9 protein-coding genes are annotated in these 13,705 nt (G+C 65.3%); 3 read left to right on the forward strand and 6 right to left on the reverse strand.

What is annotated here, in order from left to right:
• The first annotated feature begins 6 nt into the window (after nucleotides 1-6).
• The gene (gene purT, locus BMZ70_RS05785) at nucleotides 7-1,218 is read left to right on the forward strand and encodes a formate-dependent phosphoribosylglycinamide formyltransferase (protein WP_092271147.1); all 1,212 of its coding nucleotides are present in this window, start codon (nucleotides 7-9) and stop codon (nucleotides 1,216-1,218) included.
• Between the two features lie 4 nt (nucleotides 1,219-1,222).
• On the opposite strand, the gene BMZ70_RS05790 is transcribed toward purT, so the two are convergent.
• The 5 genes from BMZ70_RS05790 to BMZ70_RS05810 form a co-directional block, all read right to left on the reverse strand.
• Nucleotides 1,223-1,966 carry a LytR/AlgR family response regulator transcription factor gene (locus BMZ70_RS05790; protein ID WP_229205454.1) on the reverse strand — a complete coding sequence of 248 codons (744 nt, stop codon included), beginning with the start codon at nucleotides 1,964-1,966 and terminating at the stop codon, nucleotides 1,223-1,225.
• 20 nt (nucleotides 1,967-1,986) lie between these two features.
• A complete protein-coding gene (locus tag BMZ70_RS05795; RefSeq protein WP_092271149.1) occupies nucleotides 1,987-3,174 on the reverse strand; it encodes a sensor histidine kinase in 1,188 nt (395 codons plus the stop codon).
• Nucleotides 3,171-4,589 carry a carotenoid oxygenase family protein gene (locus BMZ70_RS05800; protein WP_092271151.1) on the reverse strand — a complete coding sequence of 473 codons (1,419 nt, stop codon included), beginning with the start codon at nucleotides 4,587-4,589 and terminating at the stop codon, nucleotides 3,171-3,173. The genes BMZ70_RS05795 and BMZ70_RS05800 overlap by 4 nt, the downstream gene beginning before the upstream one ends.
• A gap of 12 nt (nucleotides 4,590-4,601) precedes the next feature.
• On the reverse strand, nucleotides 4,602-5,021 hold the full coding sequence (locus tag BMZ70_RS05805; protein WP_229205309.1) for a DUF2141 domain-containing protein: 420 nt from the start codon (nucleotides 5,019-5,021) through the stop codon (nucleotides 4,602-4,604).
• Nucleotides 5,022-5,102: 81 nt separating this feature from the next.
• On the reverse strand, nucleotides 5,103-6,779 hold the full coding sequence (locus tag BMZ70_RS05810) for a PAS domain-containing sensor histidine kinase (protein ID WP_229205310.1): 1,677 nt from the start codon (nucleotides 6,777-6,779) through the stop codon (nucleotides 5,103-5,105).
• Between the two features lie 118 nt (nucleotides 6,780-6,897).
• On the opposite strand from BMZ70_RS05810, the gene BMZ70_RS05815 reads away from it, so the two are divergent.
• Nucleotides 6,898-10,473 (forward strand): CHASE domain-containing protein, encoded by a 3,576-nt coding sequence (locus BMZ70_RS05815; RefSeq protein ID WP_092271159.1) that lies wholly within the window; start codon nucleotides 6,898-6,900, stop codon nucleotides 10,471-10,473.
• A 44-nt stretch (nucleotides 10,474-10,517) separates the two neighbouring features.
• Here BMZ70_RS05815 and BMZ70_RS28540 read toward each other — a convergent pair whose 3' ends face one another.
• Nucleotides 10,518-10,712 carry a hypothetical protein gene (locus BMZ70_RS28540; protein WP_165403522.1) on the reverse strand — a complete coding sequence of 65 codons (195 nt, stop codon included), beginning with the start codon at nucleotides 10,710-10,712 and terminating at the stop codon, nucleotides 10,518-10,520.
• Here BMZ70_RS28540 and BMZ70_RS28545 point away from each other — a divergent pair.
• Nucleotides 10,711-13,683 carry a ligand-binding sensor domain-containing diguanylate cyclase gene (locus BMZ70_RS28545; RefSeq protein WP_165403521.1) on the forward strand — a complete coding sequence of 991 codons (2,973 nt, stop codon included), beginning with the start codon at nucleotides 10,711-10,713 and terminating at the stop codon, nucleotides 13,681-13,683. The genes BMZ70_RS28540 and BMZ70_RS28545 overlap by 2 nt on opposite strands.
• Nucleotides 13,684-13,705: the final 22 nt, after the last annotated feature.

Genomic DNA, 13,705 nt, shown 5'->3' on the forward strand with positions numbered 1-13,705 from the left:
CTCACCATGCACACTCCACGCACTCTCGGTACGCCCCTGTCCCCTACCGCCACCAAAGTCATGCTGCTCGGCTCCGGTGAACTCGGCAAGGAAGTCATCATCGCGCTGCAACGCCTGGGCGTGGAAGTGATTGCGGTCGACCGCTACCCGAACGCGCCGGGCCATCAGGTTGCGCACCGCGCCCACGTCATCAACATGACCGACGGCGCCGCGCTGGCCGCCTTGATCGAGCAGGAAAAACCGGATCTGGTGGTGCCGGAAATTGAAGCCATCGCCACCGACAAACTGGCGGAGCTGGAAGCGGCTGGCAAAATCACCTGCATCCCGACCGCGCGCGCCGCGCAGCTGACCATGAACCGCGAAGGCATCCGCCGACTGGCCGCCGAGACCCTGGGTCTGGCCACGTCGCCATACCGCTTCGCCAGCAGCCTGGAAGAACTGCAGGCCGGCGCTGAAGCCGTGGGCTTCCCTTGCGTGATCAAGCCGGTGATGTCGTCGTCGGGCAAAGGCCAGTCGAAGATCGACAGCGCCGCCGAAGTCAAAGCGGCGTGGGACTACGCCGCCGCCGGCAGCCGCGTTGATTCGGGCCGCGTGATCGTGGAAGGCTTCATCGACTTCGACTACGAAATCACGCTGCTGACAGTGCGCTCGCTGGGCGCGGACGGCAAGGTGGTGACGCAGTTCTGCGACCCTATCGGCCACGTACAGGTGCAAGGCGACTACGTGGAATCGTGGCAGCCATGCCGCATGGACCCGGTGGCGCTGGAGCGCGCGCGCGACATCGCCGCCAAAGTGACCGGCGACCTGGGTGGCCTGGGCCTGTTCGGCGTGGAGCTGTTCGTCAAGAACGATATGGTCTGGTTCTCGGAAGTGAGCCCGCGTCCGCACGACACCGGCATGGTGACGATGGCGACGCAAGTGCAAAGCGAATTCGAACTGCACGCCAAGGCCATCCTCGGCTTGCCAGTCAACGTGGCGCTGAAAGCGCCGGGTGCATCGGCCGTGATCTACGGCCAGCATGAAGCGGCCGGTATCGCCTTTGAAGGCGTGGCCCAGGCATTGCAAGTGCCTGGCAGCGACATCCGCTTGTTTGGCAAACCGGAATCGTTCGCGCGCCGCCGCATGGGCGTGGCGCTGGCCACCGCCGATGATGTGGAAACCGCACGCGTCAACGCCAAGGAAGCGGCGTCGCGCGTCAAGCCGGTGATCGTGAAGTAATCAGCTACATCCCCCGGAACAGATCGACGTAGTTACGGCTCACGACCAACTGTTCCGGGCGGCCCTTCAGCTGCACCATCAAGCGTCCGCGAAAGTCCTGCCGCGTGCCTGCAACATGGCGCGCGGCGACAATCACGCTACGGTGTATCTGCCAGAACTGCTGTTCATCGAGCTGCTCGCGCAGCTTGCTGATCGGCGTCCGTATCAAACTCTCGCCATCCGCCACGAACACGCTGGTGTACTTGTCGTTGCTCTGGAAGTAGATCACGTCCTCGATCGGGATCAAGCGCGTTTCCTCGCCATGCGAGGCGCGGATCCATTGCAGCGGCGCCGGTGCTGCCACCGCCGCCGCTGGCGCTGCGCTCAAATGCGCCAGCAATGCCTGCAAGGCCGCCGCCGGCACTGCGGCAGAAGGCGTTGCAAGCCGCGCTTTCAGCTTGGCGACGGTTTTCTCAAGCCGCTCCAGGCTCGCAGGCTTGAGCAGATAATCCACCGCCGAGTGCTCGAATGCCTCCACCGCATACTGGTCGAAGGCGGTGACGAACACGATGTGCGGTGGCTTGCCGCCCGCCACCAATCGCGCCGCCACATCCAGCCCGGTGAGGCCGGGCATGCGGATATCGAGGAACACCACATCCGGCGCATGTTCGTCAGTCATGGCCAGCGCTTCAAGGCCGTTGGCCGCGCGCGCGACCACGCGCAATTCAGGCCATACGGTTTTCAGCTGACCTTCAAGGTACTCACGCAGATGTGCTTCGTCGTCTGCAATCAGGGCGCGGATGGTATCGATGTTTCGCTCGCATTCAAAGGCAGCATGAGGCGCACCGTCATGCCGCAAGGTTGATTTTCCAACAATTCTACCTTAGCCCCGGCGCCGTACAAACTGCGCAGACGTTCGCGCAGGTTACTCAGTCCAACACCGCCGCCCGGCTTGCGCGGCGCCGACTCGTTGAATCCCACGCCGGTGTCGCTGATGCGCACGCATACATGCCCATCCTCCATCTGCGCACTGACCACGATCTCGCCGCCCTCCACCTTCGGCTCAAGGCCGTGCGCAATGGCGTTCTCCACCACCGGTTGCAGCAGCATTGGCGCGATCCTGAACTGGCGCAGTTCATCCGGCAGCTCGATCCGGTAGCGCAGGCGGTCTCCCATGCGCACGGCCAGCACGTCCAGATAGGCGGCAATCAGGCCGGCCTCGGAGGCCAGCGTGGCCTCTTCGCTGCGGCTGGCGGCCAGGCTGGCGCGCAGATAGTCGATGAAGCGTTCCAGCATGTACTGCGCCTGCGCCGGTTGAGTAGCGATCAGGCTAAGCACATTCGCCAGCGTGTTGTAGAGGAAGTGCGGCTCGATCTGCGCCTGCAAGGCGCGCAGCTTGGCCTCGGCCAGCATGCGATCAGTCGATGCCACCAGGGCAGCCTGCCGCGCCTCGGCCATGTCGCGCTCATGACGCCGCTCGGCCGAACTGCGCACCAGATATAACAGCACTGCCACACCGATGCCAATCACAATGGACTCTGCCACCACGCTGCGGTTGGACAGCAGCTTGACCGGATCGGTGCCACGCCAAATCAAATTCCCCAGCGCGATCCCCAGCGGTACACTGATGCCGACCAGCGTCATGCTGAATAACACGCGCGGCAACCCGCGCGCGCGGCGCGGCCAGCCATGCAGGTAGCGGTTGGACAGCACCGAACCGGCATGGATCATCAGGCCAATCAGGTTGGACATCAGCAGCAAGGGCCATATTGATTCCGCCGCCAGCGCTTCGCCGCGCAGGACGACCACCTCCAGCACCGCGAACAGCAGGCCCATGGCACTGCTCCAGATGGCGGTGTACAGCAGGTTGCGTCCCATCGACGACGGCCAGCGCCGGAACAGCGGGATCTGTTCAAGCGGGTGTGTCAGCGGCGGAATCTCGTCGCGTGCAGTGGTGCAGGTAGTTGAATTTTTCATGTCGCCAGAAAGTTACCATGAAAGCAAACCGGTGCGCGATATGGCAGGCGCGCCAACGCCATCGGACCGGCCTTGATGTTGTGCGCATCAAACACCGTGAGCACGGTTTGGGCGTGATGCGTGTGCTGCGCCACGCCGACCACATAGCCGTCGGTTTCGGAACGCGCGCTGCGGCGCGGCACCAGCACGTGCTCCTCGACCTGCCAACCCGCGCCGAATGCATAGCCGTCCACTTTGCCGCTGTCGGTATCGATCATGTTGACGCTATCGAGCGTCAGATCATAGCCGCTTGCACCCAGCACCAGCAGCTTGCGGTGGCGCGACGACACTGCCTGCGGCGCCACGCGTGGAAATTCGCTGGCGCCGAACAGCCGCGCCTCGCGCGCCTGCCCGCTAGCGTGATCGAGCGTGATTTGCACCGTGGCGCCGGGATTGTCGCCCGGTTTGCGTAATGCTGCCTGTGTTTCCAGCGTGGTCTTGAGCAGCGCGTCGCCTTGGTACAGGATTGCGTCGAATCGCGTGCAGCCGCCGTCTTCATACGCATTCCCGAAATGGAAAACCGAGCATGCAGGCAGTTCGAATACCTGGCGCACCGTGAGCGTGTCCTTGGCGACGACCACCGCGCGCATCGGCCGGCGCTCGCCCGCCCATTGCAGGCAGTCGCGCAGGCTGCGCCCCGGGCCGGCTTCAAAGTCGTAAGGAGCCAGCAGAAAGATCAGGTGGCGGCCGCTGACCACAAAGTCGTGCACCATGTTTAGCTGCGGCACCGGGATGATGACGGTACGCGCGACCTCGCCCTTGGCGTTCAGGCGATAGATCACCAGTTTATCCGCGCCCGGTGCGGTGCCGAAGTTCCACAAGCCGCCATCCGGATCGATTTTCGGATGCGCGGAAAACGGCATCGCCTTCAAATCGCTGCGCCAGGTCTTGATGCCGCGCGTGGCCAGCGTTTGCGGATCCAGTTCGATGGCCGAGCCGCCTTCCCACAGCGCGTACACGCCGCCATTGAACGGCAGCAGATTGGTGTTGGCTGTGTTGATAGTGTCGTTGTTCTTATAGCCTTTGCGCTCGAAGTAGCTGCCGAACGCCGGATACAGGAAGCGCCCTGCCTTGCTTTCATCCTCAAACTTTTGCGTGGCGACGAAGCGGCCAACATGGCTTACCTTGCCGTCGGCGATTTGCCAGCGCTGCGCAAAGCCGTCGCCGTCGAACCAGTGCTGATAGCGTTCGCCGCCCAGCTCAAAGCGCCCCGGCCCGTTGCGGTAAAAAATACCATTCAGGTCTGCAGGCAAGCGGCCCAGCACTGCGGCCTGGCCGGAAAGCTCGCCGGTGGCGCCGATAACGACGTCGGCCAGCGCGGGGAACGGCGCCGCAGCCAGTGCGGCAAGGCTCATGAATTGACGGCGATTGATCATCACGGCCTCCGTTCAGCGCAGGCTGACGCGGATGGTTGCGCCGTCCGCTGGCAGCGCGATGCGCGCATCCTGGAAGCTCGGCGCGCCGCGCTTGCCGAAGGCGTTGTTACTGAAGGCGTAGTCCTCGGTCGGCATGCCGACCGAATTGCGGTCCAGCTTACCGTTGCCGTTGGCGTCGTGGTACACCGCGAACGCATAGTCGCCAGCCGGCAGGTCGGCCACCTGCACTTGCACCGTCCCCTCATGCGCCGGCGCGGCGGCCCCGCGCAGCGGCTTGGCCAGGAAGGTATCGGCGGAATTGAAGATGGCGACCATCACCTGGCCGTCGGCGCTGGCAACGCCTTCTATGCTGATGGTCAGTTCTGCCGCGAAGGAAGGTGCGGCGGCGGCAAACAATAAGGCAAACGACGAGGCAAACATCAATCGGGACATGCTGGGCTCCTGTGTGGATGAAGTGTGAGCCCACTTTATCCACCGCCCTGCGACGGCGCTGCGCCTTGCGACGGATTACCGTCAGCCGGCGCGAATTGCTTCCCAGTGGCGCGAAATGGTGTCCAGCATTTGGTCCACGTCGACCGGCTTGGCGATGAAATCGTCCATCCCAGCGGCGATGCACTGATCCTGCTCCGATTGCATTACGCCCGCCGTCATCGCCAGGATGGGCAGCGTCAGGCTCAGTTCATGGCGCGCGTGACGGGTGGCCGCGAAGCCGTCCATCACCGGCATCTGCACGTCCATCAACACCATGTCGTAGTCGGAGGCGCGCTCGCGCAGGCGGTCAACGGCCAGCTTGCCGTTCTCCGCCACTTCCACACTGGCGCCGGCTTGCTCCAGTATGCCGCACGCAACCACCTGGTTGAGCGGATGGTCCTCCACCAGCAGCAGGCGCAGGCCCTGTAACCTTGGTGCTTCCACGTCCGCCGGCTCTGATTTGACAGCGACGGCGGTAACTGCGGGCGGTAGCACCAAAGCCTGCGCCGGTACGCTTGCTTCGCCGTCCTCCGCGCCCAGCGGGAACGGCAGCGTCACCACAAATTCGCTGCCGGTGCCCTGAGTGCTGCGCACCATGATGTCGCCGCCCATCAGTTCCGCCAGCCGGCGGCAGATCGCCAATCCCAGCCCGGTGCCGCCGAAACGGCGCGTGGTCGATGCGTCGGCCTGGCTGAAGGCCGAGAACAAGCGGCTCTGCTGCGTGGGGTCCATGCCAATGCCGGTGTCGCGCACCGCGAAGCGCAGCATCACGCCATCGTCGCCGCGCGGCGACGTGACCGATACCCGCACAGTGACGCCGCCGCGTTCCGTAAACTTGATCGCATTACCGACTAAATTCATCAGGATCTGCTGCAGGCGCGTGACATCGCCCACCAGCACCGGCGGCACATCGGCGTCGGTGCTGATAACGAGACTGATACCGCGCGCGGCCGCATTCGCCGTCATCACAGTACGCACCGTGTCCAGCAACTGGCGCGGGCGGAAAGTGGTGGGCGCCAGCTCCATGCGGCCCGCCTCGATCTTGGAAAAGTCCAGCACATCGTTGAGAATCCCCAGCAACACCTGGCCGGACGAGCGGATCATGCCGACGTATTCCTTCTGGGTGTGGCTGAGCGGCGTGTTCTCCAGCAGGTAGGCCACGCCCAGCACCGCATTCATCGGGGTGCGGATCTCGTGGCTCATATTGGCCACGAATTCGCTCTTGGCGCGGCTGGCCGCTTCGGCGCGCTGCTCGCTGTTCTTGCGGTCCGTGATATTCATGGCGGTCAGGTAGAAGCCCGCCACCTTGCCGTCGACGCCAATATCGGGTACCAGGTCAACCAGGTAGTGGCGGGTGCCGTCGGCGGCGGCGAAGTCGCGTTCGAAATGCAAGCGACAGCCGGACAACGCTGCGCGCAATTCGTCCAGCCACGGCTCGGCGGCGGCGCCGAATACCTCGGTCACCGATTGGCCGATCATCGCTTGCGGATCCAGCCCCCATTGGGTACGGTAGTAGGCGTTGGCGAAGCGGTAGCGCAGGTCGTGGTCGATGTAGGCGATCAACAGGGGCAACGTATCGGCCAGCACGCGGGCGCGCCGTTCGCTCTCGCTGCTGCGCAACTGGGCCACATCGCGCAGGGTCTTCAGGCGAATGGCGCTCACCACCGACCATACGCCGGCCAGCAACGCAAATACCACCGACACGGCGACAATTAACAAGGTAGGCTCGCTAAGATGAATAAGCGAAAATATAACCCGCATACGTCATGAATGCCAAACCATTATGGCAATATTTACGCTATAGTGGCTCATCGCCGACAACCCCAACGAACCCGCCATGCGCGCGTTGATGCTTCTTACGCTGTGCTACGCTGTGATTGCCTGCGCCAGCCTGCTGTTGGCGTTCGCGCACACCAATGCGACGCCGGTCTGGCCGCCGTCCGGCATCGCCTTTGCCGCGCTGCTGCTGATCGGCTACCGCGCCTGGCCGGCCATCTTCATGGGGGCGTTGCTGGCCAACCTGGCCACCTTCCAGGCCAACGGCGTCGCCTTCGGCGGCGATACTGTCGCCGCTTCCCTGCTTATCGCCAGCGGCAACACGCTAGAAGCGCTGGCCGGTGTGTGGCTGGTGCGGCGCTACTTCGACGTCAAGCAGCCGATCGGGCAGCAGCAGAACGTCTACAAATTCGCGTTGGTGGCAGCCATCATGTGCACCGTCAGTGCAGGCATTGGCAGCAGCACGCTGGTGCTGCTCGGCCTTGCGCCGGCCGCCGCCTTCAACACCGTCGCGCTGACCTGGTGGGTCGGCGATACCGCCGGCGTGCTGCTGTTCGGTCCCGCCATCCTGATCTGGTGCGTGCGCCGCCGGCCGCGCTGGAGCTGGCGCGGCGCGCTGGAAATCGCCGCCTCGCTGTTCGCCCTGGCGCTGCTGGCCGCTGCGGTTTTTGGACGCCGCTATTCCTATCAGGACGGACTCGGATGGCTGCCTTACCTGTTTGTGCTGGCCATTGCATGGTCGTCCTACCGCCACGGCCTGCGCGGCGCCAGCACGGTGTGCGTGATCGCCGCCGGCAGCGCGGTGATGGGCACCATCAATGGACGCGGGCCGTTCGCGGTCGGCACGCTGAACGACGCGCTGATCGCGCTGGTCAGCTTCATTATGCTGTGCAGCCTGATCTCGATGGTGCTGTGCGCCGACGCCAGCGAACGCAAACGCGCCGGCGACGGCGCGGTCAGCTACAGCGCCGCGCAGTGGGCCACGCTGCTGATCGGCGTCGGCCTGACGGTCGCGGTATGGCACCTGCTGTCGGTCAGCACCGAACGGCGCGCGCAGGAGCAGTTCGACGCCGAGTGCGCCGATATCGCAAAGCGTATCAATCGCCGCATGGTGTTGTACGAATCCGGCTTGCGCGGCGCGCAGGCGTTGTTCAAGGCGCAGCAAGATCCAACCCGCGACCAGTGGCGCGACTTCGTCGAGGGCATGGACCTGCGTAACAATTTCCCCGGCGTGATGGGACTGGGCTACGGCATGTTCCTGCGCGCCGACCAGCGCGCCGCCACCGAGCACGATATCCGCAATCAGGGCTACGAGGATTTCCGCATCTGGAACAACAACCACGGCGCCAATGACAACGGCATGTCGGTGGTGGTGATGTACCTCGAACCGTTCTCCGGCCGCAACCTGCGCGCCTTCGGCTACGACATGATGTCCGAGCCGATGCGGCGCAATGCCCTGCTGCAGGCGGCGCGCAGCGGCATGCCGGCCATGACCGGCAAGGTGGTGCTGGTGCAGGATGAGCTGAAGGAAGGCCTGCCCGGCTTCCTGATGTACTTCCCCGTCTACCGCAAACAGGCGCAGTTGCGCCCCGGCGCCAGCGAAGCGCAGCGCATGGCGGCGCTGCAGGGATTTGCTTATAGCCCGATCCGCGCCGATGAACTGATGCAGGACTTGCTCGGCCCCGCCGACCGCACCGTGCGGATCGAGATTTTCGACGGCGCCGCCGCCGCGCCGGAAGCGCTGCTGTACGCCAACGAACGCGAAGCGGCGGATGCACAGCAGTATCCGAACCCCTACCTGCGCACCATTCCGCTGGAACTGCTGCACCACCAATGGACGCTGCGCTTCACGTCGCAGCCCTCGTTCGAAAACGCCATCGACCGCCAGAAATCGCACATCGTGCTGCTGGCCGGTGTGATTATCAGCCTGCTGTTCTTCGGCGTGGTGCGCGCGTTGACCGCGCGCCAGGCCTATGCCACCGCGCTGGCGCGCCAGATGACCGGGGCCCTGCGCGATTCCGAAAGCTCCTTGATCGCCGCGCGCGATCAGGCCGAAGCGGCCAGCCGCGCCAAGAGCGAGTTCGTGGCCAATATGAGCCACGAGATCCGCACGCCGCTCAACGCCGTGCTGGGCATGACCCACTTATTGAGTAACACATCGTTATCGCAGGACCAGCTGAAATACGTGGAGATGATCCGCTCTTCCGGCAATTCGCTGCTCAGCATCCTGAACGACGTGCTGGACTTCTCCAAGATCGAAGCCGGCCGCATGGAGTTGTCGCCGGCGCCGTTCCAGCTGTCGGCCATACTGGAAGCGGCTGCCACCATCATGACCGTGAACGCCGGCGAGAAGGATCTTGAACTTGCCATCGGCGTGGAGCCGGGCGTGCCGCAATCCTTGCTCGGCGACGGCCACAGGCTGCAGCAGGTACTGGTCAACCTGGTCGGCAACGCCATCAAGTTCACCGAAAAAGGTTCGGTCTCGGTGCTGGTGGAACTGGCGCAGGCCCCGGCCACGCTGCGCTTCACGGTGCGCGACAGCGGCATCGGCATCGCCGCCGACAACCTGGCCCAGTTGTTCGCGCCGTTCTCGCAGGCCGACGCCTCGATGACGCGCCGCTTCGGCGGCACCGGGCTGGGACTGGCCATCTCGCGCCGCATCGCCGCGCTGATGGGCGGCGCCATCGACGTGCGCAGCACGCCGGGCGTGGGCAGTGAATTCATGCTGACCGTGCCGCTGCAGGCCAGCGCCGACAGCTCGCCTGCACTGGGCCCGGTACAACATCTGCTGGTGGTGGACGACGATGCCGGCAGCGCCGATTGCCTGTGCCGCAGCATCCGCGCGCGCGGCTGGAGCTGCGACAGCGCCGCCTCTGGCGAACAGGCGCTGACACTGCTGCGCAATCACGCCGTGCGCTACGACGCGGTGCTGGTCGACTGGAGCATGCCCGGCATGTGCGGCCCAGCCACCCTGCAGGCCATCCGCGCCGATGCCGCCATCGCCGCCATGCCGCGCGTGCCGCTGATCCTGATGACCAGCGTGTTCGGCCAGGGCAAGCTGCTGCACACCGACGGCGCGGCGGCGGCCGACGCCATGCTGCTCAAGCCTGTCACCATCAGTCGTCTGGCCGAAACCCTGCAACAAGCACAGGCCAGCGTGCGCGATACCATGAGCGCCGGCACCGGCACCGGCATCGGCAATGCACCGGTGGCCGATGTGGAAAGCGGCGGCCAGCGCCTGGACGGCGTGCGCCTGCTGCTGGTGGAGGACAATCCGGTCAACCAACTGGTGGCCAACAGCATGCTGACCTACGCCGGCGCGGTGGTGGACGCCGTCGGCAATGGCCGCGAAGCAGTCGATCACCTGCGCGCCGACGCCCATCGCTACGACCTGGTGCTGATGGATGTGCAGATGCCAGAGATGGACGGCTTTGAAGCCACCGCCAGGATCCGCAAGGAACTGGACCTGCACCTGCCGGTACTGGCCATGACGGCGGGCGTGATGGAGTCCGAGCGCGAGCAATGCATCGCCTGCGGCATGAATGACTTCATCGCCAAGCCTATTGACGTCGACGAAATGTTGCGCGTCATCGCCCGCAACCTGCCGTCCGCGCAAAAGGCCGCCGCCCGCTCCTGAATATGGTGGCCGCGCCACAGTCGCGAGAAATGTGTTGACGTTTGCTATGCGCTCGCAGATAGTCGACTCAGCATGTAATACTCACCAAATGTCTCCATATCGATGCGCGCGCCGGGATTTTCAACTTGTTGTATTTTACTGGCCTGCCTGCTCACGCCCTGCCGTGCCGCCACGCCAGCCAGACTGCCCTTGACCTTTGAAGCGATCGAGTCGCTCGGGTCGGACAGCCAATCGATCATGTCGCTGCTGCAGGATAGGCACGGCTACATCTGGATCGGCACTGTGGAAGGCGGCCTGTTTCGCTATGACGGCCGGCGCGCCACCCGCTACGCCAACGATCCCGCCAATCCAGCCACCCTGCCTGCCGGCCGCGTCGGCGTGCTGCACGAGGACGGCCAGGGCCGCATCTGGGTCGGCACCGACGAAGGGCTGGCGCGCTTCGAGCCGGAGACCAACAGCTTCAAGCGTTTCCAGCCCGATGGCGTGCAGCGCAATATGCGCATCATCCGGCGCATCATCGGCGACGGCGCCAACGGTCTGTGGCTGGCCACGTGGGGCGGCTTGCAGCACTTCGATCCGGCCACCGGCGCCTTCCGCATCTACCGGGCCGACCCGGCGCGCAACGATGCGCTGCGCTACAACGACGTCAACGCCATTGCGCTTGATCCGGCCGGCGGCCTGTGGGCCGCCACCTGGCCCGGTGGCCTGAGTTACCTGGCGCCCGACGCGCAAGGCTTCACGCACCTGCGGCTGGACAGCGAACAGCAGCCGGACGCCAAGCTCAATGACGTGCGCGCCATGCGCTTCTCGCCCGACGGACGCCTGTGGATGGGCACCGACGCCGGGCTGGTGGTGTGGAAGAACGGCACGCCGTGGGGCGACCGCCAGCACCTCGACGTCGCCACCGGCCGCGTCAACAGCATCTACTTCGACACCCACCACAACGTGTGGATCAGCACCCGCACCGAAGGCCTGATGCGCTGGACGCGCGACATGCAGCACGTGCAGACCTATACCCACCGCGCTGAAGATAACCACAGCCTGCCCAGCAACGCTATCAACACCGCAATGGAGGACCGCAACGGCACGCTGTGGGTCGGCAGTTTCACCGATGGCGTGGTGCGCGCCAACCTCGGGAACTACGGGCTGGAACGCATCATTCCGCGCGACGTGGCGCCGGAGAGCTTTCCATCGTCGAACTTCGTACGCAGCATGGCGGCGGGCGATCACGGACAGGTGTGGCTGGGCGTCGACGGCGGCGTGCTGCTGTTCGATCCCGCCGCCAAGCGCATCCTGCAGCGCTACACGGCCACCGGAAAACCGGGCGGCTTGAATCACAACTCGGTCTACAGCTTGTACCAGCAGCCGGACAACGGCCCGCTGTGGATAGGCACGGCCAAGGGCCTGAACCGGCTCGATCATCCGGGCGGCAAGCTGGCCTCCATCCTGTTCGAGGTCCCGTCCGATAACTTCGTCAACGCCATCGCACCGGGACGCGGCGGCGTGCTGTGGTTGGGCACCGGCGCGAGCCTGATGCGCTACGATCCGGCCAGCGGCGCCATGCGCCGCTACGTCCACGTCGAGGACCAGCCGCACAGCCGCGCCATCAACGAAGCCAGCGCGGTGCTGGAAGATTCGCAGGGGCGGGTCTGGGTCGGTGAATTTTTCCGCAGCGCCGGGTTGGACATGATGAGTGGCGACGATGGCCGCTTCCAGCACTTCCGCCACGACCCGCTGCGCACCGACAGCATCAGCAGCGACAAGATCACCTGCCTGTACGAAGACCTGTACGGCACTGTGTGGATCGGCACTTCACGCGGCCTGAATCGCATGGTGCCGGGGCCGGACGGCAAGCCCGCCTTCAAGCGCTACACCGGTCCTGGCGAACCGGGGCCGGTGCTGATCGAGTCGATCGAAAGCGACACCGCCGGCATCCTGTGGATCAGCACCGTGCGCGGCATGTCGCGGCTCGATCCCAACACCGGCGCCTTCACCCACTACGCCGCCGACGACGGCCTGACCGACGGCCTGTATCAAGCCTCGTCCGCGCGCGCCAGCGACGGCAAGCTGTATTTCGGCGGCACCACCGGCATCACCGCCGTGTATCCGGAACTGCCGTTGCGCACACCGACCGTGCCGCTGGCGGCCATCAGCGATATCCGCATCTACGACCGCTCGCTCAGCCACGGCCCGCGCATGAAAGACGTGCTGCTGGAAGGCCCGGTGACGGCGCCGCGCGCGCTCACCATCCCGTGGACCGCCACCATGCTGACGCTGGAATTCACCGCCCTGCACTACGCCGCGCCCAAGCGCAACAGCTACGCCTACTGGATGGAGGGCCTGGACAAGCAATGGGTGCAGACCGACGCCAGCCAGCCCATCGCCAGCTTCACCTTCCTGCCGCCGGGCGACTACCGCTTCCATTTGCGCGCCTACACCAACAAGGGCATGGTCAGCGAAGAGTTGGTCCTGCCCATCACTGTCACGCCGCCGTACTGGCACACCTGGTGGTTCCGTACCGGTGCAGCGTTGCTGCTGATTGCTACAGCCGCGCTGCTGTACCGGATGCGTGTACGGGCACTGACCCGGAACGCCCGCGCACTGAAGGCGCTGGTGGCGCGCCGCACGCAGGAACTGGAAGAGTCCAACCGCAAGCTCACGGCGCTCTCCGCCACCGACGGCCTGACCGGACTGGCCAACCGCCGCAGTTTCGACGAAGCGCTGGTGCGCGAGTGGGGTCGCGCCCAGCGCGCCGGCGAACCGCTGGCGCTGGCCATGCTGGACGTCGACTGCTTCAAGCTCTATAACGATCACTACGGCCACCAGGCCGGAGATGAATGCCTGCGCCAGGTCGCGCGCATGCTGGCAGCCGGCGTCCACCGCGCAGCCGATGTGGCGGCACGCTACGGCGGCGAGGAATTCGCCTTCATCGCACCGCTCGACAGCGCGGCGCAGGCGGCGGAGCTGGCCGAGCGGATCCGCGCCAGCATCCAGGCGCTGGCCCTGCCGCACGCCCGCGCGCCGCTCGGCTGCGTCACCGTCAGCATCGGCGTGGCGTCCATCATCCCCGGCGAGCAGCAAGGCCCGGAAACGCTGCTGCGCGCCGCCGACCAGGCTTTGTACCGCGCCAAGGGAGCCGGCCGCAATTGTGTCATGCAGACGCAGCTCGGCCGCTCGCGCATTGCCGTGAATATCGCAGACGCCCTTTAGGTAAGGCATACGTTGCCAGTCG

The sequence above is a fragment of the Duganella sp. CF402 genome (assembly GCF_900109645.1).
Lineage (GTDB): Bacteria > Pseudomonadota > Gammaproteobacteria > Burkholderiales > Burkholderiaceae_D > Rugamonas.

Coding starts and splice junctions, on each gene's coding strand:
- BMZ70_RS05805 (WP_229205309.1), bottom strand. CDS start 5,021: ATGTCCCGATTGATGTTTGCCTCGTCGTTTGCCTTATTGTTTGCCGCC.
- BMZ70_RS05800 (WP_092271151.1), bottom strand. CDS start 4,589: ATGATCAATCGCCGTCAATTCATGAGCCTTGCCGCACTGGCTGCGGCG.
- BMZ70_RS28540 (WP_165403522.1), bottom strand. CDS start 10,712: ATGATCGATTGGCTGTCCGACCCGAGCGACTCGATCGCTTCAAAGGTC.
- BMZ70_RS05795 (WP_092271149.1), bottom strand. CDS start 3,174: ATGAAAAATTCAACTACCTGCACCACTGCACGCGACGAGATTCCGCCG.
- BMZ70_RS28545 (WP_165403521.1), top strand. CDS start 10,711: ATGTCGCTGCTGCAGGATAGGCACGGCTACATCTGGATCGGCACTGTG.
- BMZ70_RS05815 (WP_092271159.1), top strand. CDS start 6,898: ATGCGCGCGTTGATGCTTCTTACGCTGTGCTACGCTGTGATTGCCTGC.
- purT (WP_092271147.1), top strand. CDS start 7: ATGCACACTCCACGCACTCTCGGTACGCCCCTGTCCCCTACCGCCACC.